We start from the raw sequence: 21,808 nt of genomic DNA on the forward strand, positions 1-21,808 counted from the left end.
CGATCGACTGTCAATAGGTCTGACGTTTCAAACGGGCCGGTCAGGCACGGTGCGCGTAACGCCCCGCGGGCTCGCCCACGACGTCGCCGTCCCGGAACCGCACCTGGCCGCCGACGACGGTCGTGACCGGCCAGCCGGTCAGGTCGACGCCCTCGAAGGGGCAGTGGTCCTGGCCCGACAGGCAGCGCTCGGTCGTCACCGTCTGGGTCAGGCCGGGATCGACGACGGTCAGGTCGGCGTCGAAGCCGACGGCGAGGCTGCCCTTGCGGCCCCACAGGTTGTAGGCCCGCGCCGGGTTGGCCGAGGCCAGCTCGGCGACCCGGGTGAGGGAGAGCCCCCGGCGGAGATGCCCCTCGGAGAACAGGACGGGGTAGAGCAGCGCGGTGCCGCCGAAGCCGGGGCGCGCGGGCCACAGCTCCTCGCCCTTCTCTGCCTCCATGCAGCAGGCGTGGTCGGAGGCCACCCAGTCGACGGTGCCGTCGGCGACCCGCCGCCACAGCGCCTCGTTGTCGGCCTTGGTGCGGATCGGCGGGTTGACCTTCCCGCCGAGCCCGCCCCGCGCGTCCAGCGTGTCGTGGTCCAGGCACAGGTGGTGCAGCGTGGTCTCGGCGCGCATGTCGGCCCCGCCGTAGGAGCCGCGGGCCTGGACGACGGCCTCGATCGCCTCCTGGCTGGACAGGTGCAGCAGGTTGACGTTGGTGCCGGTGTGGCTCGCCAGCGTGGTGGCCTCGCCGATGGCGACGCGCTCGGTCAACGGCGGCCGGCCCTCGTGGTAGGCGCGCAGCGTCTGCGGATCGCCCTGGGCGCGCACCCGGTCGATGAACACGCGCATCAGCTCGGACTGCTCGCAGTGCAGCGACAGCGACAGCCGCAGGTCAGGGCGCGCCTTCTGCACGGCGGCCACCTGCTCCAGGATGAGGTACAGGTGGCCGAGGTCGTACTCGTCGCCCATCGTGAAGGCGCGGGCGTCGCGGCTGTTGGCGGCCAGGTCGAAGCCCTTGTAGAACATGTAGTACTTGAACGAGGTGACCCCGTGCTCCTCGACCAGGAACGGGATCTCCGAGATCTGCTCCACGGTCATCGGCGCGAGGTGGAAGCCGTAGTCGGTCCAGGCCCGGCCCGCCACCCGGTCGAGCACCTCGGGGAAGATCTCCTTGTAGGGCCCCGTGCGCTCCAGGTAGTGCGAGCCGGTGCGGAAGTAGGACAGGACGGTGGTGGCGCCGCCCACGAGGGACGAGCGCGTCTCCTCGTAGGCGTCCAGGGCCAGGTCGCGGTAGATGCCGAGGTGGAAGTGGGCGTCGACGGCGCCGGGAAGAACGACCTTCCCGGCCGCGTCGACGACCTCGCCGGCCTCGGAGGCGGCGATGTCGTCGGCGAGGGCGGCGACCTTGCCGTCACGGACGGCCAGGTCGGCGCGGACCTCTCCGTGATAGGGAAGGACGACGGTGCCGCCCTTGATGAGCAGATCGTATCGGGACATGCGCGCGACGGCCGGCCGGACGGCCGGCCGTCACCTCCTTTCTTTGTCTGTCCACCCCATCTGGCCGGACAGTCGTGCGGTGGATTCGAGCAGCACCTCGACGCACGCCTCCACCTCGTCGCGGAACCGCTCCTGCGGGCCGCAGACGCTGATGACGGCGACCGGCCGCCCGTGGTGGTCGAACACCGGCGCGGCCACGGACGCGGCGCCCGGCATGCGCTCGCCGAACGACCGCGCCCACCCGCGCTCGCGGATGGCCGCGAGCTCGTCGCGCAGCTTCGGGACGTCGGCGATGGTCTCGCCGGTGAGCGGCTGGAGCGGACGCTGCGTCAGGTAGGTCTCGATCTCCTCGTCCGTTAAGAAGGCGAGGAACGCCTTGGACGAGCCGCCCGCGTGCAGCGGGTACGGCACGCCGAGGGAGACGCTCATGATGACCTCGCGGGCCGGGGTGACCTGGTCGACGTAGATGCGGGTCCAGCCGGTGCGGGTCGACAGGGTCGCGGTCTCGTCGGTGCGCTGGGACAGCGCCACCAGCTCGGGCGCGGCGATGCGCCGCACGTCCAGGCGGTCCAGGTAGGCCAGGCCGAGGCGCATGGCGCCGACGCCGAGGGAGTAGCGGCGGCTCGCCATGTCCAGCTCGATCAGGCCGCGGACGCGCAGCGAGGCGAGGATCCGGTGCACGGCCGCCTTCGACATGCCGAGGGCCTCGGCGATCTCGGTGACGCCGAGGGTCGGCGCGGGGGTCTCGGCGAAGTGCATCAGCACCTCGACGGCCCGCTCGACCGTCGCGATGGCCTGTCCGGTGTTCTCACGCGGCGGCACGTCGGCCTCCGCCACGGCGCGGCTCTTGGGCGGCATGTCTTCCTCCAGGAAATCGGCTGAGTCTGATCGTCAATCCTGGCGTCGAATGCCGACCCGCACCGGGAGATCGGTGACAATTCGCGTGTCGAGGAACTCCCACCAGTCGTCCTGGCTCACCCGCTGGGTCTCCCAGTCGCCGTCCGACTTGAGGCCCGCGAGCGCGGCGCGGTACGCGCCCCACCCCGCCTCGTCGTCGAACGCCGCCCAGTTCTCGATGACGTACACGTCGCCGATGGCGCTGTAGTACCAGCGCACCTCGCGGACCATCGGGAGGTCGCGGTAGAACCAGCTCTCCCGGTCCTCCAGCCACTGCCAGAACCCCCGCATGTCGCGACGCGCTCGCGGGCCGAGCTTCATCCGGTAGACGAGGTAGATCATCTCGGCGGTGTCCCCTTCTGCGGTGCGACAGCTACAGTGGGCTTGTTCCGCACACAGTAACGCTGTTTCAATAGCTTGGGAAGCCCCGGGGCGTGAGTGCCCGTCTGGTGGCATTCGAGGCATTTGTCCCAGGCAGAGCACACATCGAGGAGGCCCATTCCGTGGATGGAGAACGGACAGATCCACAGGGTCCGCAGGAGCGAACGGCGCGAACCGGGCGCCGAACCGCACCCGCGGGGCCGCTGGCCGGCCTCGTGGTCGTCGACGCGGCCACGCTGTTCGCCGGGCCGCTCGCGGCGACGATCCTCGGAGACTACGGCGCCGACGTCGTCAAGGTGGAGCACCCCAGACGCGGCGACCCGTCGCGCACCCACGGCGCGAGCAAGGACGGGATCGGCCTGTGGTGGAAGATGCTCGGCAGGAACAAGCGCGCCGTGACCGCCGACCTCGGCAGTCCCGAGGGCTCCGGCCTGCTCAAACGGCTGCTCGCCGGCGCCGACGTCCTCATCGAGAACTTCCGGCCCGGGACGCTGGAGCGCTGGGGCCTGTCCCCTGAGACGCTGCACGAGCTGAATCCGCGCCTCGTCATCGCGCGGGTCACCGGCTTCGGGCAGTACGGCCCGTACGCGCGCCGCCCCGGGTTCGGCACGCTGGCCGAGTCGATGAGCGGCTTCGCCGCCGTCACCGGCGAGCCGGACGGCCCCCCGACCCTGCCGCCCTTCGGGCTGGCCGACGGGGTCTCCGCGCTCACCTGCGTGAACGCGGTCATGATGGCGCTGCGTCACCGCGACAGGCCGGGCGGCGACGGGCACGGCCAGGTGATCGACCTGGCCATCATCGAGCCCCTGGTCACGCTCCTCGGCCCGCAGCCGCTCGTGTGGGACCAGCTCGGCCAGGTGCAGCCGCGCACCGGCAACCGCTCGGTCAACAACGCCCCGCGCAACACCTACCGCACCCGCGACGGCCGGTGGGTGGCGATCTCCACCTCCGCCGACTCGATCGCCCAGCGGGTGATGCGGCTCGTCGGGCACCCGGAGGTGATCGACGAACCGTGGTTCGCCGCCGGCGCGACCCGTGCCGAGCACGCCGACCTGCTGGACGGGTACGTCGGAGGCTGGATCGCCGAGCGCGACCTGGACACCGTCGTGGCCGAGTTCGAGCGCGTCGAGGCGGCGGTCGCGCCGATCTACGACGTCCGGGACGTGTTCGAGGACCCGCAGTACCGGGCGCTCGACACGATCACCACCGTCCCGGACGACGACCTCGGGCCGCTGCGTATGCAGAACGTGCTCTTCCGGCTGTCGGAGACGCCCGGCTCGATCCGCTGGACCGGCCGGGAGCGCGGCGCCGACAACGCAGACGTATGGGGCGGCCTCGGCGTGAGCGCCGACGAGCTCGCCGCCCTGCGAGAAAAGGGAGTGGTCTGATGTCCTTGTGGCGGCATCTCGGCGACGCGAAGGTCGTCGACCTCGCGCAGCCGATGCGCACGGGCATGCCCCAGTCGCCGAACCACCCGCGGTTCAGGATGGTCATCGAGCGCCGGCACGGCGACATGGTCCGCGAGGACGGCGGCTCGGCCGCCAACGAGGTCATCCTCACCGGCGGCCACGTCGGCACCCACGTCGACGCCCTCGGGCACGTCTCCCAGGACGGCTACGTGCACGGCGGCATCGAGGCCTCGGGCATCCAGTCGCACCTCGGCCTGTCCCGGCACGGCATCGAGACGTTCCCACCGTACGTCGGGCGGGCCGTGCTGCTCGACGTGACCGCCGTGCACGGGGTGGACGTGCTGCCCCCCGGCTACGAGGTCACCCCCGGCGACCTGGAGGCGGCCCGGCGCAGGGCCGGCGTGGAGCTGCGCGGCGGCGAGGCCGTGCTCATCGGCACCGGCTGGTCCCGCGAGTGGGACCGTCCCGCCCGGTTCACCGGCGAGGAGGGCGGCGTGCCCGGGCCCGGCCCGGACGCGGCGCGCTGGCTGGTCGGGCACGGCGCCGCCGTGGTCGGCGGCGAGACGATCGCCTTCGAGCACATCCCCGCGGGCCGCGGCCACGCCACGCTGCCCGTCCACCGGATCCTGCTGGTGGAGGCGGGCGTGAACATCGTGGAGACGATGCGCCTGACCGAGCTGATCGCCCTCGGCGTCCCCGAGTTCCTGCTGGTGCTGAACCCGCTGCCCGTCGTGGGCGCCACCGGCGCGCCCGTGCGGCCTCTCGCGGTGCTGGCGGCATGACCGTCGTCCGCGTCCTCGCCGAGTTCGCCGCCGCCGCCCGCGCCGGCCTGCCCGAGCCGATCACCGCCGACGTGACCGGGCGCGTGCTCGACACCCTCGGGAACTGCCTCGCCGCGCAGGAGCTCACCGGCCCCGCCGAACCGCACGAGGCCGTGCTGCGGATGGCGGGCGGCTGGGGAGGCACGGGCGAGTCGTCGGTCATCGGCCGCGCGCTGCCCCTTCCCGCGCCCTCGGCGGCGCTGGTCAACGGCACCTTCGCGCACGCGCTCGACTTCGACGACACCCACCTGCCCTCGGTGCTCCACCCCTCGGCCTCCGTCGTGCCCGCCGCGCTGGCCGTGGCCGAGTCGGTGGGTGCCTCGGGCGCCGAGCTGTGCCGGGCGGTGGCCGTGGGCGACGAGATCACCAACCGGCTGGGGATGGCGTCCTACCTCCCGGAGCTGCGCAACTCCCTGTTCTTCGAGAAGGGCTGGCACGCCACGTCGATCTGCGGGACCATCGGCGCCGCCGCCGGGGCCGCCCTGCTGATGGGCCTGGACGCCGAGGGCATCGCCCACGCGATGGGCATCGCGGCCAGCATGGGCGCCGGCGTCATCGAGGCCAACCGCACCGGCGGCACCGTGAAGCGGGTCCACTGCGGCTGGGCCGCCCACGCCGGCGTGGTCGCGGCGGCGATGGCGGCGGAGGGCGTGACCGGGCCGCCCACCGTCTTCGAGGGCCGGTTCGGCTTCTTCACCGCGTTCCTCGACGGCCGCTACGACCAGGCCGCCATCACCGCCGGGCTCGGCGAGCGGTGGGAGCTGCTCAGGACCGTCTACAAGCCCTACCCCTCCAACCACTTCACCCACCCGGGCATCGACGCCGCCCTCGCCCTGCGCGCCGAGGGGCTGCGCCCCGAGGACGTCGCGGAGGCCGAGCTCGGCGTGGCCGCCGCCCCGCTGCGGACCATCGGCGAGCCCTACGAGGAGAAGGTGCGCCCGCGCACGCCCTACCACGCGAAGTTCTCCGGCCCCTACACCGTGGCCAGCGCCCTCATCGGAGGCGGCGGCCTCGGGCTGCACCTCGACGACTTCACCGAGGCGGCCTTCCGCGACGAGCGGCGGCTCGCGCTGGCCGCCAAGGTGCGCGTGGTCCCCGACGCGGAGTGCACCGAGGAGTTCCCCCGCGCCTTCTCCGCGGTACTGCGGGTCCGCACCATCGACGGGCGCCGCCTTGAGCATCGGGTCCACTCCTCACGCGGCGGGCCAGAACACCCGCTGACGCTGGACGAGCTGCAGAGGAAGTACGAGCTCAACGCCGCGCGCGTGCTGCCCGCCGGGGCCGTGGCAGCGCTGGCGGAGCAGGTACGCGGCCTGCCGGCCCGCGCCAAGGTCGCCGGCCTGCTGGACGCCACGCTGATCGGCACCCCATGAGAACGGCGGCGGCCCGCACCCCTGTGGGGGACGGGCCGCCGCCGCGTCTTTCGTGCTCCTGGTGCCGCATCATGCAATGTAATTACCCACTTGACCGATAGGGATAATTCGGATTCGATGTGGTCATGACATCGACCGCCTGGAGTGGGCACGGCTTCCACGCCACTGTGCGGCGTCACATCGACTTGGCGCGCGTGAGCAGCGCCTTGTGTCGCCCGGTTCGCCACCGCTGATTCTCCCGCCTCCCATTCGGGCGCCACCTTCTGTGCCCGCAGCCGTTCGCACGCCTGGATGGACTTCACCCTGTTCGAGACTCGAATGTCTCGGCACGTATTCATCGACATCAAGCGATGGACCATGTATCCCGAGAAAGGGTGCGGTATGAACGCCCACAAGCCACATCGTCGCCGATCGAAACTCTTGGGGGCCCTGCTCATCGCATCCGCGAGCATCACCTACGCGGGTGTGAAACTCGACAGTTCGCCGGCGTCGGCGGCGACGACCCAGCCCAACATCGTCTTCATCCTCACCGATGACCTCAACGAGGACGTCTTCGGCAAGGACGCCGGACTCCAGACACTCCTGACCAGTCAGGGAACCACATTCAACAAGCAGTTCGTCGAACTGTCGCTGTGCTGCCCATCGCGGGTGTCCACGCTGCGCGGGCAGTTCGCACACAACACGGGCATCTACACCAACGATGCCGCCTCCGGCGGAGGATTCCAGTCCTTCTACGGCAAAGGACTGGAGAACTCGACCGTCGCCACCTGGCTGCAAAGCGCCGGGTACCGCACCGGGTTCTTCGGTAAATACCTCAACGGGTACCCCAACGGAGCGCCCAGCAGGACCTACATTCCGCCTGGGTGGACGCGCTGGTTCAGCCCCAACGGCGGAAGCCCGTATTCGGAGTACGACTACGACGTCAACGACAATGGCACGACAGTCCACTTCGGCGGCGCACCGTCGGACTACGGCGTTGACGTGATCTCTCGCAAGCTGACCACCTTCATCAAGAACACCACCACCAACTACCCGGACAAGCCCTTCTTCACCTACGTCGCCCCCCACGTCCCCCACGGACCGGCCACACCGCCGCCGCGCTACGACGGCATCTACCCCAACGCCAAGGCTCCCCGCACCCCGTCTTTCAACGAGGACGACGTCAGCGACAAGCCGGCCTGGATCCGCAACAAGCCCAAGCTCACCGCCGCCCAGATCAACAACATCGACGCCTTCTACCAGAAGCGCAGAGAATCCTTGCGCGCGGTCACCGACCTCGTCCAGGACACGATCGACACTCTGCGGGCGCAAGGCGTACTCGACAACACCTACATCGTCTTCACCTCGGACAACGGCTTCCACCAGGGCCAGCACCGCCTGAACTCCGGCAAGAACACGGCCTACGAGGAAGATCTCAACGTCCCGCTGGTCATCCGCGGACCCGGCGTCCCCGCCGGGGCGGTCGTCAACGCCTTCACCCTCAACGTCGACCTCGCCCCCACTTTCGCCGAACTGGCCGGAGCAACCGCGCCCGCCTTCGTCGACGGCCGCTCACTCGTGCCGTTCCTGCGCGGCACCACACCATCGCGGTGGCGCCTGGCGTTCCTCAACGAGCATGCCGGACCCAGCACCCTGAACACCAACACCCTGAACAACCTGCTGGAACCCCAAGATCCCGGCGACGCACAAGCGCTCGCCTCCGGAGGCGCCCCCATCTACGTCGGCCTGCGGGCCAAACCCAACACGCTCGGCGTGAACGCGGCGTTGAACTACGTCGCCTACAACACCGGCGAACATGAGCTGTACGACCTGTCCGCCGATCCCTACCAGCTCGACAACTCCTACAACAGCGCCGCCCCCGCGCTCAAACAGAGGCTCGACACCTGGGTCTCCAGACTCAAGAACGCCTCTGGGCAGACATTGCGAGACGCGGAAGAGAACCCGCCACAGTAGAGGCGGCTCGGCGACGGTTCAGGCGTCGCCGGACGGCCAGCTGCGGACCAGCACGCGGCCGGGCGACGCGGGCGCGGGCTCGCCGGGTGCCACGTACGCCCACCGCCAGGCGTCCACGAAGAGCAGGTCGACGCCCTCGGTGCGCGCGCCGGGCAGGTCCGCGACCGAGGAGAGCAGCGCGGAACCTCCGGGAACCTCCGGCCGGGGCGCGCGCGGCGAGCCGAGGTCGCCTTGGACGGCGGCGTGGACCGGGTCGTGGCCGGGAGGTTCGGAGGCGGGCCCGTCCTGCCAGAGGGGCGGGCCGGAGAACCAGGCGACCGCCAGGCAGCCGTCGTCCGCGGCGGCGCCGGCCGTCCGCGTGGCCCTCGGCGGCATGTAGGCGTACGTGCCCGCCTCGGCGCGGGCGCCACTGACAGTGATGGCGCCGTGGAGGACGTAGAACTCCTCGGCGCAGGTGTAGTGGCCGGTTCCGGGCCGGGTCCACCCCGGCGGGAAGTGGACCAGCGACACCGAGGCGCGGGTCCGCGGGTCGGCGTGCAGCCGGGCCAGCCGGACGGGGCCCGAGCCCCCCGGCATGGAGACGTCGCTCCACGGCAGGTCCGCGCCGCGCAGGTCCACGCCGTCCCCGGCCGCCGGTCCGCTCAGTGTCATGTCCTGTCTCCCTCTCCCCCGGCGCGGCGCCGCCCGGCGGCGGGCGCCGTGGCTCCGCGTGCGCTATTCCTGGTGATCAGTGCCATATCTCGGGTTCCTCGCCGGGCACGCGGTGTTCCTCGATGACGGTGACCTGTTCCAGGCGGCCGTCGCGGAGCCGTTTCCACAGCCGGGACTTGTAGTCGTCACCGGAGAAGGTGACCAGCTCGACGACCTCGACGCCCGGCTCGGCGGACCAGCGGTAGGGGAACAGCAGGAAGCGCCCGTCCACGAGCCGGGCGCCGCCCTCGAATTCGGCCGCGTCGAAGACCAGGTCGTCGCCCTCGAATCGGGCGCGGAAGTCGAGCACCTCAGGGGCCGCGCCGTCGCGCAGGTAGATGATCCGCTCGTACCACCGGTCGCCGTCGAGGCGGGTCTCCTGCCGGGAGCGGTAGGTCTCCAGGACGGCGCCGGCCGGGGTGAGGTGGGTGTAGGAGCCTTCCCAGACCCCGGCCACCGACGCCAGCCGCTCCCGTAGTCCGCGCGTACCGCTCATGACGCCCTCGCGAGGACGCGCCGCGCCTGGCGCACGACCGCCTCGTCCACCATGCGCCCGGCGGCGTCGAGCAGCACGCCCGAGCCCGCCGCCTCGAAGCGGGTCACGATGTCCGTGGCCCACCTGACCTCGTCCTCGGCGGGGGTGAACACCTCGTTGACCACCGCGATCTGCGCCGGGTGGATGCAGGCGCGGCCGACGTAGCCGAGCCGCGCCAGCGCGCGCGTCGAGGCGCGCAGCGCGTCCAGGTCGCGGAAGTCGGTGGAGACGGGGGCGACCGGCGGGTCGATACCGGCGGCGGCAGAGGCGAGGACCACCTGCGAGCGCACCCAGAGCAGTTCCCGCTCGTCGTCGCCGGGGGTGATGCCGGTGTCGGCCCGCAGGTCGGCCTCGCCGACCTGGATGCGCGCCACCCGGGGCGCCGCCGCGATCTCCTGTGCGCGCAGCACGGCGGCGGCCGACTCCAGCAGCGGCACCACCGGCAGGTCCCCGGCGCCGATCCCGGTCAGCAGGGCGTCGACCCCGGTGAGCTCCCCGGCCGTCTCGACCTTCGCCAGGACGAGGCCGGCGACCTTCGGCGACCCGGCCACGGCGCGCACGTCGGCCTCGCGCGTCTCCCCGGCGTTGACGCGGATCCAGATCTCCACGGGACCGGGGTCCGCCGTCTCCAGCCAGCCGCGCACCGCGGCCCGCGCCGCGTCCTTGCCGGCCGCGGGGACGGCGTCCTCCAGGTCGACGATCAGGGCGTCGGCTCCCCTGCCGAGCGCCTTGCCCAGCTTGCCGGGGGCGTCGCCGGGGACGTACAGGTAGGAGCGCGCGGTCATCCGCCCCACCCCACCTTCGCGTCGCCGCGGGTCAGGGACTTGGCGACGACGGTGCGCAGCACGTCGTTGGTGCCCTCACCGATGCTCATCAGCACCGCGTCGCGGTAGAGCCGCTCCACCTCGTACTCGGTCGAGTACCCGTACCCGCCGTGCACCTTGAGCGCGTCGATGGCGGCCTGGAGCGCGACCTCCGAGCAGAAGATCTTGGCCATGCCCGTCTGGGCGTCGGCCCGGCCCTGCCGCACCCGGTCGGCGGCCCAGTACGCCATCAGGCGGGCGGCCTGCAAAGTCGTCGCCAGCGAGGCGAGCTGGAGCTGGACGGCCTGGAAGTCGGCGATGGCCCTGCCGAACGCCTTGCGCTGCTTGGCGTAGGCGAGGGCCTCGTCGTAGGCGCGCTGGGCGATGCCGACGGAGCGGGCCGCGATGTTGACCCGGCCCCATTCCAGCGCGGACAGCGCCTGCTGCATGCCGCGGCCCTCGACGCCGCCGAGCAGGTTCGCGGCCGGGACGCGGGCGCCGTCCAGCACGACCTCGCACGACTCGGTGCCCTTGTAGCCGAGCTTGGGGATGTCCTTGGTCACCGTGAACCCCGGGGTGTCGGCGTCCACGAGCAGGACGCTCATCCCGCGGTGCGCGGGCCTGGCGTCCTTGTCGGTCTTGACCAGCACCGGCAGCGGGTCGGCGTGCCGGGCGTTGGTGATCCAGGTCTTGGTGCCGGTCACCACGTAGTGGTCGCCGTCGCGGCGCGCGACCGTGCGGATGCCCTGGAGGTCGGTGCCCGCGTCGGGTTCGGTGAGGCCGATGCCGGTGCGCCGCTCGCCGGTGGCCAGGCCCGGCAGGTAGCGCCGCTTCTGGTCCTCGGTGCCGTGCGTGGCGATCATCCGGCAGGCCAGGGAGTGGCTGCCGAGGATCCCGGCGACGCCCATCCAGCCGCGCGAGATCTCCTCGAAGACCAGGGCGAAGGACACCGGGTCCAGGTCGAGGCCGCCGTACTCCTCGGGCACGGTGAGGCCGAACAGGCCGAGCGAGCGGAAGCCGGCCACGATCTCGGAGGGGTACCGGCCGGAGTGCTCCCAGTCGCGCGCGACGGGCACGATCTCCTTGTCGACGAACTCGCGCAGCAGCGCGCGGAACTCGCGCTGGTCGTCGTTCAGGTCGAAGTCCACAGGGTCACCTCTCGGAAGGGACGAAGACCGGCAGCGCGCGCCCGTCGGGCAGCGGCCGCCAGTCGAGGCGGAGCGCGTCGCCGACGCCCACGTCGTGCGGACGCTCGGTGACCACGTTGCTGAGCAGCAGCACGCCCTCGGCGAGGCGCACGCGGGCCACGACGTAGGGGGGCTGGAAGCCGGGCATCGCCCGTTCGACGACCGTGCAGGCGTCCACCTCGCCGTCGCCGGACGCCTCCGACCAGCCGAGGTCGCGCAGTGACCCGCACGCCGTGCACAGGGCGCGCGGCGGGTGCTGGGCGTGCCCGCAGGCCGCGCAGCGCTGGACGAGCAGGACGCGCCGCCGGGTGGCCTCCCACCAGGGCGCGGTCACCTCGTCGGGCTCGGGCGCCTCGTACTCCGTTCCTGCCCCGGGGCTCATCGGTCCACCCCCAGCAGCACCGTGGCGTGGGTGGACAGGATGCCGCCCGTGCCGTGGGCGAGGGCCACGCGCGCGCCGGGCACCTGCCGGTCGCCGCACTCCCCGCGGAGCTGCCGGACGGCCTCGACCAGCAGCAGCACGCCGTACTGGCCGGGGTGGCAGTAGGAAAGGCCGCCGCCGGAGGTGTCCAGCGGGAAGGCGCCGCCGGGCCGGATGCGCCCGCCGGCGATCCAGTCGAGCGCCTCGCCGCGGCCGCAGAACCCGAGCGCCTCCAGCGTGAGCACGACGGTGATGGTGAAGGAGTCGTAGACCTGGGCGACGTCCACGTCGGCGGGGGTGAGCCCGGCGCGGGCGAAGGCGTCGCGCCCGGACTCCACGGCCCCGGTGACGGTGAGGTCGTCGACGGCGGTCATCGAGGTGTTGGTGGCGCGCTCGCCGTACCCGAGCACCCGGACCGGGGGTCTGCGCAGGTCGCGGGCCCGGTCGAGCGAGGTGAGCACGACCGCGCCGCCGCCGTCGGTGACCAGGCAGCAGTCGGCCGTGGTCAGCGGGGTGGACACCATGGGCGCGCCGAGCACATCGTCCACGCTCAGCGGGCCCGCCCCGTACCGGTAGGCGGCCGGGTTGAGCAGCGCCCACGCGCGGGCGGCGACGGCGACCTCGGCGAGCTTCTCGCGCGTCCCGCCATAGCGGTGCAGGTACCGCTGGGCGGCCATCGCGTAGTAGGAGATGGGGTAGAGCGGGCCGTAGGGGGTCTCGAACTGCGCCTCGGGCGTGTGCGCCTCGACCACGCCGGCCAGCGACCGGGAGCGGGCCGACCGCTGGTTGGAGCCGTAGGAGATGACGACGGTCGAGCACTGGCCGGCCTCGATGGCCTGGGCGGCGCGGGCGACGTACATCTCGAACGCCGAGCCGCCGGCGAAGGTGGAGTCGGTCCAGGAGGGGCGCAGGCCGAGGTAGTCGGCGACCTGGGTCGCCGAGAAGCGGGACACCCCGGCCGTGGCCAGGCCGTCGACGTCGGCGAGGGTGAGCCCGGCGTCCTCCAGGGCCCGGCCGATGGCCTGGGCCTGCAACCCCAGGATGGATCTGCCGGTGACGCCGAGATCGCTCTCGGCCGCGCCGGCGATGGCGACCCGCGTGCTCACGGCGTCCCCTCCGGGGCGCGGCGCAGCAGGATCTCGGCCCCAGCGGGCGCCACGGCGACGCGTTCCGGCTCGTCACCGTCGACGATCATGACGCGCTGCTCGACGCGGATCAGGTCGCCCTCGACGGCGACGACGCGCCCGGTGCAGCGGACGGTGTCGCCCGCGAAGACGAGGTTCTTGAACCGGAAGTGCAGGCGGCGCACGAAGGCGCGGGGGCCGAGCCAGTCCTGGAGCTGCTCGGCGAGCAGCGCGCCGAAGATCTGGCCGTCCACCACCGGGGCGGGCAGCCGCTTGGCCTGCAGATACTCGTAGTCGTAGTGCAGCCGGTGCCAGTCCCAGGTGGCGCCCGCGTAGGCGATCATGTCGCGCAGGCCGATGGCGCGTTCCAGCGGGGCGACCTCCGCACCGACCTCGATCAGGGGCTCTCGCGCCGGCCCTGTCACGGCTCCTCCTTGATCGCGACGAAGATGATGGTCTCCTCGTTGGTGACGAGCGGCCCGCCGCGCTGGTCGGTGTAGGTGGCGACCGAGGTGACGACGAGCATCTCCTGGCCGCCGGAGGTGCGGCGCTCGGTGACGTCGGCCAGGCGCCAGGTCGCGGTGACGACGTCGTCCGGGCGGACGGGCCGGTGGAAGGTGTAGGTGTTGCCGCCGCGCACCTTGCGGGCGCCGGGGATGTCGATGTGCCAGTCGTGCCCGGCGTAGCCGTCGGCGTCGGCCGGCAGGTCGGCGTACTGGTTGGTCTCGCAGATCAGGGTGGGCGGGGCGATGACGCCGTCGTATCCGTGGGCGCGGGCGTAGGCGTCGTCGGTGTAGAGCGGGTTGTCGTCGCCGACGGCGCGCGCGAAGTACCGGATGGACGCCCTGCCGAGCTCCTCGGGCGCGGTGTAGGAGACCTCGCGCCCGACCATCGCGCGGATCTCGTCGGTGAGCAGGCTCACGGGAGCACCGCCGCGGGGAAGACCTCGATGAGGAACTCCGGGCGCAGCAGCCCCGCGCAGATCGCGCCGGTGGAGGCGGGCCACGGCTCGCGGAGCAGGCGTTTGCGCACCTCGGCGACGCCGCGGTAGTCCCGCAACCCCTCGGGGCACACGAACTCGATCGTGGAGATCAGGTGTTCGGGGCCGGCGCCCGCGGCCTCCAGGACCCGCAGGATCGCCTCGTAGGTGACCTCGGCCTGCGCCACCACGTCGCCGGGGTGGACGGCCCGCTGGGTGTCCATGTCCAGGGCCGCGAACCCGCTCATCCACAGCATGCCGCCTGACTTGACGCCGGGGGTGTAGGTGAGGGTGTCGTAGCGGGACCAGCCGGGGTTGACCGCTTCGAGGGGGTGGCGGGAGGCGGTGACGTCCAGCGCGACGAGCACGCCCGGGCGGTGCAGGCGGCTCATCAGGATGCCGCCCGCGCCGGGGTAGACGCCGGCGCCGCCGAGCCGCTCCTTGCGGACCTCGTGCGTGCGGCGGTAGACGTCCCGCGTGGCGGGAGTGGTGTGGTCGTAGGTGGTGACGGCGGCGTCCAGGGACAGTCCCGCGCCGCGCAGCAGGCGGTCGGCGCGGTCCAGGCAGTAGGCGTACTGGCCGGTCAGGTCGCCTTCGCACACCACCTCGCCCCGCTCGTCGACCGGCAGCACCGTGGGCAGGAAGACCGTGCCGTCCGGGGCCTCGGCCACGCCGCCGGGCGAGGATGCGACGGGCCCGCCCTTGCCGGCGTGCACCTCGATCTCGATGAGCGCCGCCGGGCGCAGCAGACGGTCCACGACCACCGTGCTCACGGCCGGGCGGTGCCCGGCGAAGATCTCCTCGCGCACGACCGCGGCCTCGGCGTAGGAGTCGATGCCCGCGACCGTGACGTTCTCGGTGACGCGGGTGACGTCGGCGAAGGTCAGCCCGGCCGCGCCGAGGATCGCCTCGATCTTGGCGTACGCCGTGCGGGTCTGGCCGGTCATGCCGCCGCGCACGACGATGCGCCCGGACTCGGCGTCGTACTCGCTCGCCGAGTGCCCGGACAGCCAGGCGTCGCCGCCGTGGGTCAGGCCGAGCGAGAAGGAGTAGCCGTCGTAGCGGAACCAGGGGAAACGGCTCGGACGGATGGCGTGCAGGGTCATGTCGGTTCCTCCGGCGCCGGCCGGGCGAGCCGGTCGGCGAGTGCGGCGATGGTGGAAAGGCCGGGCTCGGCGGCGAGGCCGCGCACCCGGCGCGCCAGCTCGGCCGCCTCGGCCGCCTCGGGCGCGCCCGCCGCGTTCGCGGTGAACTTGGCGTCCAGCTCGGCGTCGCCGAGCGGGCGGCCGGGCCCGCCGACGCTGCGCGGCACCCGGCCCTCCAGGACGCGCCCGCCGGCGAGCCGCACGCGGACATGGCCGGGCGCGTCGGCGGCGACGTCGCCGGACGGGGTGATGACCGTGCGCACGCGGGCGGCGAGCTCGGCGACCTCCGGGCGGGCGATGGACTCGGGCGCGTAGGTGGCGAGCGTGACCTCGCCGTCGATCAGCAGCGCCGCCACGCTCCACGGCAGGGAGAACTTGGCGTCGTACGGGGTGCGCGGGCGGATCTTGCGCTCGGCGGGCTCGCACACGATGGCCGCGCTGTCGGGGTGCACGTCCGCGACCACCTCGGCGACCTCGGACGCGCGCACGTCCCGCCCGCGCACGGCCTGCGCGACCGCGTCCAGGGTGACGTGCATGAGCTGGCAGGCCGGGTAGGGCTTGACGGTGATCCGGGTGGTCTCCCACCTCTCCCCCAGCCCCTCGGTGACCGCGGCGGCGTCCACCTCCCGCCCGGCCAGCGCTTTGTACAGACCGTGCGGCCCTTCCAGGACGGTGTCGGGCCCGCTGGCCCCCGCGGCGGCCAACCGGGCGGCGAGGATGCCGGAGGCGGAGGCGAGCCCGGGGTGGAGCTGCTTGGTGGAGGCGCCGGTGGTGAGGAATTCGAGCAGCCCGCCCGCCTGGCTGCCCGCGACGCCGAGCGCGTTCACCGCCTGGTCGGCGTCGAGCCGCATCAGCCGGGCGGCCACGATCGCGGCCGCCATGACGCCGCAGCTCATCGTCGCGTGCAGCCCGCGGGCGTGGAAGGCGTGCGGCGCGGCGGCGGCGATCCGGCACACCGTCTCGTAGCCCGCCACGGCCGCGGCGAGCACCTCGGCGCCGGAGGCCCCGGTCTGCTCGCCGACCGCGAGCGCGGCGGGCAGCACGACCGCGGTGGCGTGGACGAGCCCTCCGGCGTGGGTGTCGTCGAAGTCGAGGGCGTGCACCAGCGTGCCGGTGGCCAGCGCCGCCGCCACGGCCGAGCCGCGCGCGCCGGTGCCGGGCAGCGTGGCCTCGGGCGGGCCGCCGAGTCCCCGCGCCACGGTGACGGCGGGAGCGGCGATCCCGGCGCGGCCGGCGGCGATGGCCGTGCCGAGCCCGTCGAGCAGGTGGCGGCAGGCCGCGCGCCGCGCCTGTTCGGGCGCGGCGGCGGGGCCCGGGCCGAGCGCCCACGCGGCGAGCGTACGGGCGGCGGTCACGACGCCTCTTCGCGGGCGGGCGGCCCGAAGGCGCCCGCCTCGGCCAGCGCGGCTACCTTCCCGTCGTCGTATCCGAGCAGGTCGCGCACGACGTGGCCGAAGTCCTCGTTGCGCGCGGGGGCGCGCCGGTGCTCGGCGCGGTGCGTGCCGACCCGGACCGGGGAGGCGACCTGGCGCACGGTGCCCCAGCGCGGGTGCTCGGTCTCCACGAGCAGGCCGCGGGCGGCGGTGTGGTCGTCGGTCAGCGCGGTGGCGACGTCGTTGATCGGGCCGCACGGGATGGAGGCGGCGTAGAGCGGCTCCAGCCACTCGGCGACCGTGCGGCGGCGGAAGATGTCCTCCAGCAGGGGCAGCAGGACATCCTTGTTGCGGCGGCGGTCGGCGAAGGTGGCGAACCGCGCGTCCCGCGCCCATTCGGGGTGGCCGACGACCACGGCGAGCCGCTGCCAGAACTTCTCCTTGGCGCAGCCGACGACGAGCCAGCCGTCCTTGGCCTCGAACGCCTGGAACGGCACCAGGGAGGGGTGCGCGGAGTGGCGGGTGCGCTCGGGGACGAAGCCCTCGTTGAGGTGCCAGGCGGCCGGGTAGGTCAGCAGGCCGATCGCGGTGTCGTAGAGGCTGACGTCGCAGTCCATGCCGACGCCGTCCCTGCGGGCCGCGTGCAGGCCGGCGAGCAGCGAGATCGCCGCGACCAGGCCGCCGGAGTAGTCGACCATCGACAGGCCGGACTTGGCAGGCGGGCCCTCGGGTTCGCCGGTGACGTGCATCCACCCGGCCAGGCCCTGCAGGACGTAGTCGTAGCCGGGCTCCTTGCGCCGCGGGCCGGTCATGCCGAACCCGGTGAGCGAGCAGCACACGATGGCCGGGTTGAGGTGTTTCAGGTCGTCGTAGGTGATGCCGATCTTGGCGGGCACGTCGCCGCGCAGGTTGCTGTAGACGACGTCGCTGACCCGGACGAGGTCCTCGAAGACGGCGCGGCCCTCGCGGCTCGACAGGTCCAGCGAGAGGCTGCGCTTGTTGCGGTTGAACGCCTCGAAGAACAGCGAGTCCTCGCCCTCGGCGTACGGCGGCACGTACCGGCCGACGTCGCCGCCCACGCGCGGGTCCTCGATCTTGATGACCTCGGCCCCGAGGTCGGCCAGGTGCACGCTGCCGAACGGACCGGCGCCGTACTGCTCGACGGCGACGATACGGACGTCCTCAAGCGGTCTCACGCCCGCCCTCCTGTGATCTCGGCGATGAGCTGGATGACGGCCTTCTGGGCGGCCCGGGTCTCCTCGGCGGGCAGGCCGTGCGTCGGCGGCGTCAGCTTGACGGTGTCGGCCAGGCCCTCGTAGGCGGCGAGCCGGGCGCGCACCTCGTCGGGGGCGCCGGCGAGCGTGACCGCCTCGACCATGCGGTCGGGCACGACGTCGCCGAGGTGGTCGGCGCCGCGGCCGGAGCGGAACGCCTCGACCACGGCGGCCTGCTCGGTGGCGAAGCCGTGGAAGGTGAAGAAGTCGGCGTAGCTGCGCACGCTGGCGTAGAAGCCGACCAGGCCCGCGGCGCGGCGCCGCGCGGCGGCCGGGTCGGGGTCGACCGAGCAGCATGCGGAGACGACCAGGTCGAGGTCCTCGCGTTTCTTTCCGGGGGCCTTGGCGAGCCCGGCGTCCACCTCGGGCAGGATCCGGCCGGCGAGGTAGGACGGGGAGCACAACTCGTGCGAGATCCAGCCGTCGCCGATCTCGGCGGCCAGCCGGGTCATGGCGGGCCCGACCGCGGCCAGGTAGACGGGGATCCGGGTGCGGGCGACCGGGAACGGCCGCCGGTAGCCGCGGACGCGCATCGGCGCGTGCTCGCCGTCCAGGACCATCGGCTCGCCGGTCGCGCAGTTCGCCCAGAAGTGGCGGATGTCGCGGACGGTCTCGCGCAGCCGGGCGACGGGCTTGCCCCAGGTCACGTTGTGCCAGTCCTCGTTGAGGCGCTGCACGCCGGTGCCGAGCCCGAGGATGAACCGGCCGCCGGACATCTCGTCGACGTCGAGCGCCTCCAGGGCGGTCACCATGGGGCTGCGGGTGAAGGCGAGCGCGATGGCGGTGCCGATCCCGGCGGTCTCGGTGGCGCCGGACAGGGCCGCGGCCTGCACGATCGCGCTGCGGTGCATCTCGGGGACCCAGACCACCTCGGCACCCGCCCGCTCGGCCGCGCGCGCCGCCTCCGTCAGTTCCGCGAGGGTCTCCCCCCACGGGCCGTAGGTGACGCGCATCAGTCCTCCACCGTGAGGGGGCGCTCGCCCTCGGGGAACACGCCTTCGATCTGCTCGGCCCCGCAGCGGTAGACGTAGAAGGTCCGTTTGAAGGAGCAGACCTCCTTGCCGTCCTGGTTGAGGGTGCGGGTGCGGACGGTGACGATGCCCGCGTGCGGCCGGCTGGCCGACTCGCGCTTGTCGAGAACGATGGACTCGCTCCACAGCGTGTCGCCGGCGAACACCGGGTGGGTCATGCGGATGTCGTCCCAGCCGAGGTTGGCGAACGCGTTCTGGGTGAGGTCGGTGACGCTCTGCCCGACCGCGATCGCCACCGTGAAGGTGGACACGACGATGGGACGGCCGAACTCCGAGCGCTCCGCGTACTGCGCGTTGAAGTGCATCTGGTTCGTGTTCATCGTCAGGAGCGTGAACCAGGTGTTGTCCGCCTCCGACACCGTCCTTCCGAGGGGATGCCGGTAGACGTCGCCTACCTCGAAATCCTCGAAGAACCTGCCTTGCCAGCCCGGCTTGACATCCATGACGCCCCTCACTCGGCCCTGTCGTCTCGGGGTCCGAGCCTAAACGTCAGACTATTTGAGGGTCAAGGGTTTGTTCCGCTGTGCATAACGGCGTTCCATTTCCTTGACCCTCTCCTGGATGTCAGCCGCCGGCCGGGCGCTCCTTGCCGATCCGCCGGTACACGCTGCGCAGATGCTCCAGGTGCTCCCGCTGGGCGCGCTCGGCGCCATGGGAGTCCCCGGCCTCGACGTACGCGAGGATCTCCCGGTGGTCCTTGTCGACCCGATCCCAGAAGCCGTCGGCCACGTCGTCCCTGACGAAGTCGTTCTCCAGCACGCCGAACACCGGCGCCGTCACCGCGTCGAGCAGAGGGTTGTTCGCCGCCTCCAGCAGCGCCTTGTGGAAGCGGCGGTTGGCGGCGTAGAGGCGCTCGCGCTCGATCGCGCGGGGGTCGAAGAGCGCCCCCCGGAGCGCCTCAAGCTGCTCGGGCGTGCGGCGGACGGCGGCCAGCCCGGCGGTGGGCACCTCCAGCAGGACGCGGACCTCCAGCAGGTTGGCGACCGAGCCGGCGTCGCGGAACAGCGCCAGGCTGGACTGCAGGTAGCTGCTGATGTGCTCGGGTTCGGGGCGGGTGACGAAGCTGCCGCCCGCGACGCCGCGGCGGGTGACGAGCAGCCGTTCGCTGGACAGCACCCGCAGCGCCTCGCGCACGGTGCTCCGGCTCACGCCGTACATCGTGCACAGGTCGGGTTCCACGGGAAGGCGATCGCCCGGCTTGAGGTCGCCGGCGAGGATCTGCTCGCGCAGCCGATCGGCCAGGTCCTGATAGGCGGGCGCCGCAACACGGTCGGTGGACACGGCGACAGCCTAGCTCGCGGCAGGCGCCCATGGGGTCTCATGTTCCCTCTAGCGAAACGGCGTTTCAGTGTGCCAGCCTGAAACCTCCCGCGCCGGAACCCGTCCAGGACGGCGCGCGCCGGAGAAAGAGAGTCACGCATGGCCATCCGCGAAGGGCTTCCGCTGCTCGCCAAGCACGAGGGCGAGTGGGAGGGCACCTACACCCACGTGGACGCCGACGGGAACGTCGTCGACCGTCACGCCTCCCACCTGAGCTGCCTGCTCTCGCCCGAGGACCCGGACAGGTACGTGCAGGTCAACCGCTACCGCTGGGAGGACGGCCGGTCGGAGGAGTACACCTTCCCCGGCGTCTACGACGGCCACGGCCGCCTGTACTTCGACACCGAGCGGATCAAGGGCGTCACCTGGGCGCTGGACGAGAACGCCATGTTCCTCACCTGGCGCTTCAAGGCCTCCGACCCCTCCGCCGACCAACGGCTCTTCGAGATGATCGTGCTGAGCGACGACGGCGCGAGCCGCAGCCGCACCTGGCAGTGGCTGGAGCACGGCGTCTGCGTGCGCCGCACCCTGATCCAGGAGACCAGGGTCGGATGACGCCCCCGGCCACGCACACCAGGATCGTCCTGGCCCGGCGCCCGCGCGGCGTGCCCGAAGAGGACGACTTCCGTGCCGAGAAGACGGCCATTCCGGCGCCCGGACCCGGCGAGGTCCTGGTCCGCACCGTCCACCTGTCCCTCGACCCGTACGTACGGGGCACGCTGACCGGGCGCGACCTCGGCCACGCCCCCGTGGCGCCGGGCGATCTGGTGCCGGGCCGGGCCGTGGCCCAGGTCGTGGACACCGGCGCGTGGGTGCTGGCCGAGACCGGGTGGCAGGAGTACGCCGCGGTGCCGGCCTCCTCGCTGCGCCCGGTGGAAGTGCCGCCCGGTGTGCCGCGCACCGCGGCGCTCGGCGCGCTCGGCATGCCCGGGCTCACCGCCTACGCCGCCGTCACCCGGCTGCTGCGCCCCGAGCCCGGCGACACCGTCGTGGTGTCCGCGGCGGCCGGCGCGGTCGGCGGCACGGCCGGGCAGCTCGCGGCGCTGGCGGGCGCCCGCACGGTGGCGATCGCCGGGGGGCCGGACAAGTGCCGGGTGGCGGTCGAGCGACTCGGCTACGCGGCGGCCGTCGACCGGCACGCCCCGGACTGGACCGAGGCGCTGGCCGACGCCTGCCCGGACGGCGTGGACGGCTACCTGCACATGGCGGGCGGCGCGGTGCTCGAAGGCGTGCTGGACCGGCTCGCGCCGGGCGGCCGGGTCGTGCTGTGCGGCCTGCCCGACCACGCCAACGAGACCGGGCACACCGTGCTGCCCGCCGGGGCGGTGATGCGGGCCCGCGCCACCGTGCACGGCCTGGTCGTCTACGACCACCAGGACCTCGCGCCGCGATTCGCCGAACGGGTGGGACGGCTCGTCGCCGAGGGACGCCTGCGCCTTCTGGAGGACGCGCACGAGGGGCTGACCTCCGCGCCCGCGGCCTTCCGCCGCCTGATGACCGGCGCCAACGTGGGCAAGTCCATCGTCCACGTCGCGCCGGAACCCGCGCCGCGGCGGCGCCGCCGCCCTTGACCCTCTATACATCAGACGATTAATTTTAGCGAAACACTGTT

24 protein-coding genes are annotated in these 21,808 nt (G+C 72.8%); 7 read left to right on the forward strand and 17 right to left on the reverse strand.

The genetic code is table 11. From position 1 onward, the window contains the following. Positions 1-40 precede the first annotated feature (40 nt). From BJ982_RS30010 to BJ982_RS30020, 3 genes are read right to left on the reverse strand one after another with little or no spacing between them, the layout of a single operon-like run. Positions 41-1,480: a dihydroorotase gene (locus BJ982_RS30010; RefSeq protein WP_184885571.1), complete on the reverse strand. Its 1,440-nt coding sequence runs from the start codon at positions 1,478-1,480 to the stop codon at positions 41-43. Positions 1,481-1,510: 30 nt separating this feature from the next. Next, positions 1,511-2,338, reverse strand: a complete 828-nt coding sequence (locus BJ982_RS30015; protein ID WP_184885573.1) for an IclR family transcriptional regulator — start codon at positions 2,336-2,338, stop codon at positions 1,511-1,513. A gap of 33 nt (positions 2,339-2,371) precedes the next feature. Further along, on the reverse strand, positions 2,372-2,719 hold the full coding sequence (locus BJ982_RS30020) for a hypothetical protein (RefSeq protein WP_184885575.1): 348 nt from the start codon (positions 2,717-2,719) through the stop codon (positions 2,372-2,374). Between the two features lie 254 nt (positions 2,720-2,973). On the opposite strand from BJ982_RS30020, the gene BJ982_RS30025 reads away from it, so the two are divergent. The 5 genes from BJ982_RS30025 (at position 2,974) to BJ982_RS30040 (ending at position 8,314) form a co-directional block, all read left to right on the forward strand. Then, the gene (locus tag BJ982_RS30025) at positions 2,974-4,146 is read left to right on the forward strand and encodes a CaiB/BaiF CoA transferase family protein (RefSeq protein ID WP_239123121.1); all 1,173 of its coding nucleotides are present in this window, start codon (positions 2,974-2,976) and stop codon (positions 4,144-4,146) included. Then, the gene (locus tag BJ982_RS30030; protein ID WP_184885579.1) at positions 4,146-4,949 is read left to right on the forward strand and encodes a cyclase family protein; all 804 of its coding nucleotides are present in this window, start codon (positions 4,146-4,148) and stop codon (positions 4,947-4,949) included. Before BJ982_RS30025 ends, BJ982_RS30030 begins: the two co-directional genes overlap by 1 nt. Next, positions 4,946-6,361: an MmgE/PrpD family protein gene (locus BJ982_RS30035; protein WP_184885581.1), complete on the forward strand. Its 1,416-nt coding sequence runs from the start codon at positions 4,946-4,948 to the stop codon at positions 6,359-6,361. The genes BJ982_RS30030 and BJ982_RS30035 overlap by 4 nt, the downstream gene beginning before the upstream one ends. Before the next feature lie 125 nt (positions 6,362-6,486). Further along, entirely contained in the window at positions 6,487-6,594 is a 108-nt protein-coding gene (locus BJ982_RS41015; protein WP_373869660.1) for a putative leader peptide, read from the forward strand. A 232-nt stretch (positions 6,595-6,826) separates the two neighbouring features. Next, a complete protein-coding gene (locus BJ982_RS30040; protein ID WP_184885582.1) occupies positions 6,827-8,314 on the forward strand; it encodes a sulfatase family protein in 1,488 nt (495 codons plus the stop codon). An 18-nt stretch (positions 8,315-8,332) separates the two neighbouring features. Here the strand turns inward: BJ982_RS30040 and BJ982_RS30045 are convergent, their stop codons facing one another. The 14 genes from BJ982_RS30045 to BJ982_RS30110 all read right to left on the reverse strand — a co-directional run bounded on the left by BJ982_RS30045 (position 8,333) and on the right by BJ982_RS30110 (position 20,157). After that, on the reverse strand, positions 8,333-8,965 hold the full coding sequence (locus BJ982_RS30045; protein ID WP_184885584.1) for a cupin domain-containing protein: 633 nt from the start codon (positions 8,963-8,965) through the stop codon (positions 8,333-8,335). A gap of 76 nt (positions 8,966-9,041) precedes the next feature. Further along, positions 9,042-9,500: a DUF3598 family protein gene (locus BJ982_RS30050; RefSeq protein WP_184885586.1), complete on the reverse strand. Its 459-nt coding sequence runs from the start codon at positions 9,498-9,500 to the stop codon at positions 9,042-9,044. Then, a complete protein-coding gene (locus BJ982_RS30055; protein ID WP_184885589.1) occupies positions 9,497-10,324 on the reverse strand; it encodes an HpcH/HpaI aldolase/citrate lyase family protein in 828 nt (275 codons plus the stop codon). The genes BJ982_RS30050 and BJ982_RS30055 overlap by 4 nt, the downstream gene beginning before the upstream one ends. Continuing rightward, complete coding sequence (locus BJ982_RS30060) at positions 10,321-11,490, reverse strand: acyl-CoA dehydrogenase family protein (protein WP_184885591.1); 1,170 nt, start codon at positions 11,488-11,490, stop codon at positions 10,321-10,323. Before BJ982_RS30060 ends, BJ982_RS30055 begins: the two co-directional genes overlap by 4 nt. Positions 11,491-11,494: 4 nt before the next feature. Further along, positions 11,495-11,911 (reverse strand): Zn-ribbon domain-containing OB-fold protein, encoded by a 417-nt coding sequence (locus tag BJ982_RS30065; protein WP_221482397.1) that lies wholly within the window; start codon positions 11,909-11,911, stop codon positions 11,495-11,497. Further along, the gene (locus tag BJ982_RS30070) at positions 11,908-13,056 is read right to left on the reverse strand and encodes an acetyl-CoA acetyltransferase (protein WP_184885594.1); all 1,149 of its coding nucleotides are present in this window, start codon (positions 13,054-13,056) and stop codon (positions 11,908-11,910) included. Before BJ982_RS30070 ends, BJ982_RS30065 begins: the two co-directional genes overlap by 4 nt. Next, complete coding sequence (locus BJ982_RS30075) at positions 13,053-13,499, reverse strand: MaoC/PaaZ C-terminal domain-containing protein (protein WP_239123123.1); 447 nt, start codon at positions 13,497-13,499, stop codon at positions 13,053-13,055. The genes BJ982_RS30070 and BJ982_RS30075 overlap by 4 nt, the downstream gene beginning before the upstream one ends. Further along, positions 13,496-13,996: an FAS1-like dehydratase domain-containing protein gene (locus BJ982_RS30080; RefSeq protein ID WP_239123126.1), complete on the reverse strand. Its 501-nt coding sequence runs from the start codon at positions 13,994-13,996 to the stop codon at positions 13,496-13,498. The genes BJ982_RS30075 and BJ982_RS30080 overlap by 4 nt, the downstream gene beginning before the upstream one ends. Beyond that, positions 13,993-15,159 (reverse strand): RidA family protein, encoded by a 1,167-nt coding sequence (locus BJ982_RS30085; RefSeq protein WP_184885596.1) that lies wholly within the window; start codon positions 15,157-15,159, stop codon positions 13,993-13,995. The genes BJ982_RS30080 and BJ982_RS30085 overlap by 4 nt, the downstream gene beginning before the upstream one ends. Continuing rightward, a complete protein-coding gene (locus BJ982_RS30090; RefSeq protein ID WP_184885598.1) occupies positions 15,156-16,553 on the reverse strand; it encodes an MmgE/PrpD family protein in 1,398 nt (465 codons plus the stop codon). The genes BJ982_RS30085 and BJ982_RS30090 overlap by 4 nt, the downstream gene beginning before the upstream one ends. Next, the gene (locus tag BJ982_RS30095) at positions 16,550-17,767 is read right to left on the reverse strand and encodes a CaiB/BaiF CoA transferase family protein (protein ID WP_184885600.1); all 1,218 of its coding nucleotides are present in this window, start codon (positions 17,765-17,767) and stop codon (positions 16,550-16,552) included. Before BJ982_RS30095 ends, BJ982_RS30090 begins: the two co-directional genes overlap by 4 nt. After that, the gene (locus BJ982_RS30100; protein ID WP_184885602.1) at positions 17,764-18,798 is read right to left on the reverse strand and encodes an LLM class flavin-dependent oxidoreductase; all 1,035 of its coding nucleotides are present in this window, start codon (positions 18,796-18,798) and stop codon (positions 17,764-17,766) included. Before BJ982_RS30100 ends, BJ982_RS30095 begins: the two co-directional genes overlap by 4 nt. After that, on the reverse strand, positions 18,798-19,319 hold the full coding sequence (locus BJ982_RS30105) for a MaoC family dehydratase (protein WP_184885604.1): 522 nt from the start codon (positions 19,317-19,319) through the stop codon (positions 18,798-18,800). Before BJ982_RS30105 ends, BJ982_RS30100 begins: the two co-directional genes overlap by 1 nt. 121 nt (positions 19,320-19,440) lie before the next feature. Beyond that, entirely contained in the window at positions 19,441-20,157 is a 717-nt protein-coding gene (locus tag BJ982_RS30110) for a FadR/GntR family transcriptional regulator (RefSeq protein ID WP_184885606.1), read from the reverse strand. Between the two features lie 138 nt (positions 20,158-20,295). Here BJ982_RS30110 and BJ982_RS30115 point away from each other — a divergent pair, with 138 nt between their 5' ends. Beyond that, positions 20,296-20,751, forward strand: a complete 456-nt coding sequence (locus BJ982_RS30115; RefSeq protein WP_184885608.1) for a DUF3598 family protein — start codon at positions 20,296-20,298, stop codon at positions 20,749-20,751. Next, positions 20,748-21,767, forward strand: a complete 1,020-nt coding sequence (locus BJ982_RS30120) for an MDR family NADP-dependent oxidoreductase (protein ID WP_184885610.1) — start codon at positions 20,748-20,750, stop codon at positions 21,765-21,767. Before BJ982_RS30115 ends, BJ982_RS30120 begins: the two co-directional genes overlap by 4 nt. Positions 21,768-21,808 lie beyond the last annotated feature (41 nt).

Source organism: Sphaerisporangium siamense (assembly GCF_014205275.1).
Lineage (GTDB): Bacteria > Actinomycetota > Actinomycetes > Streptosporangiales > Streptosporangiaceae > Sphaerisporangium > Sphaerisporangium siamense.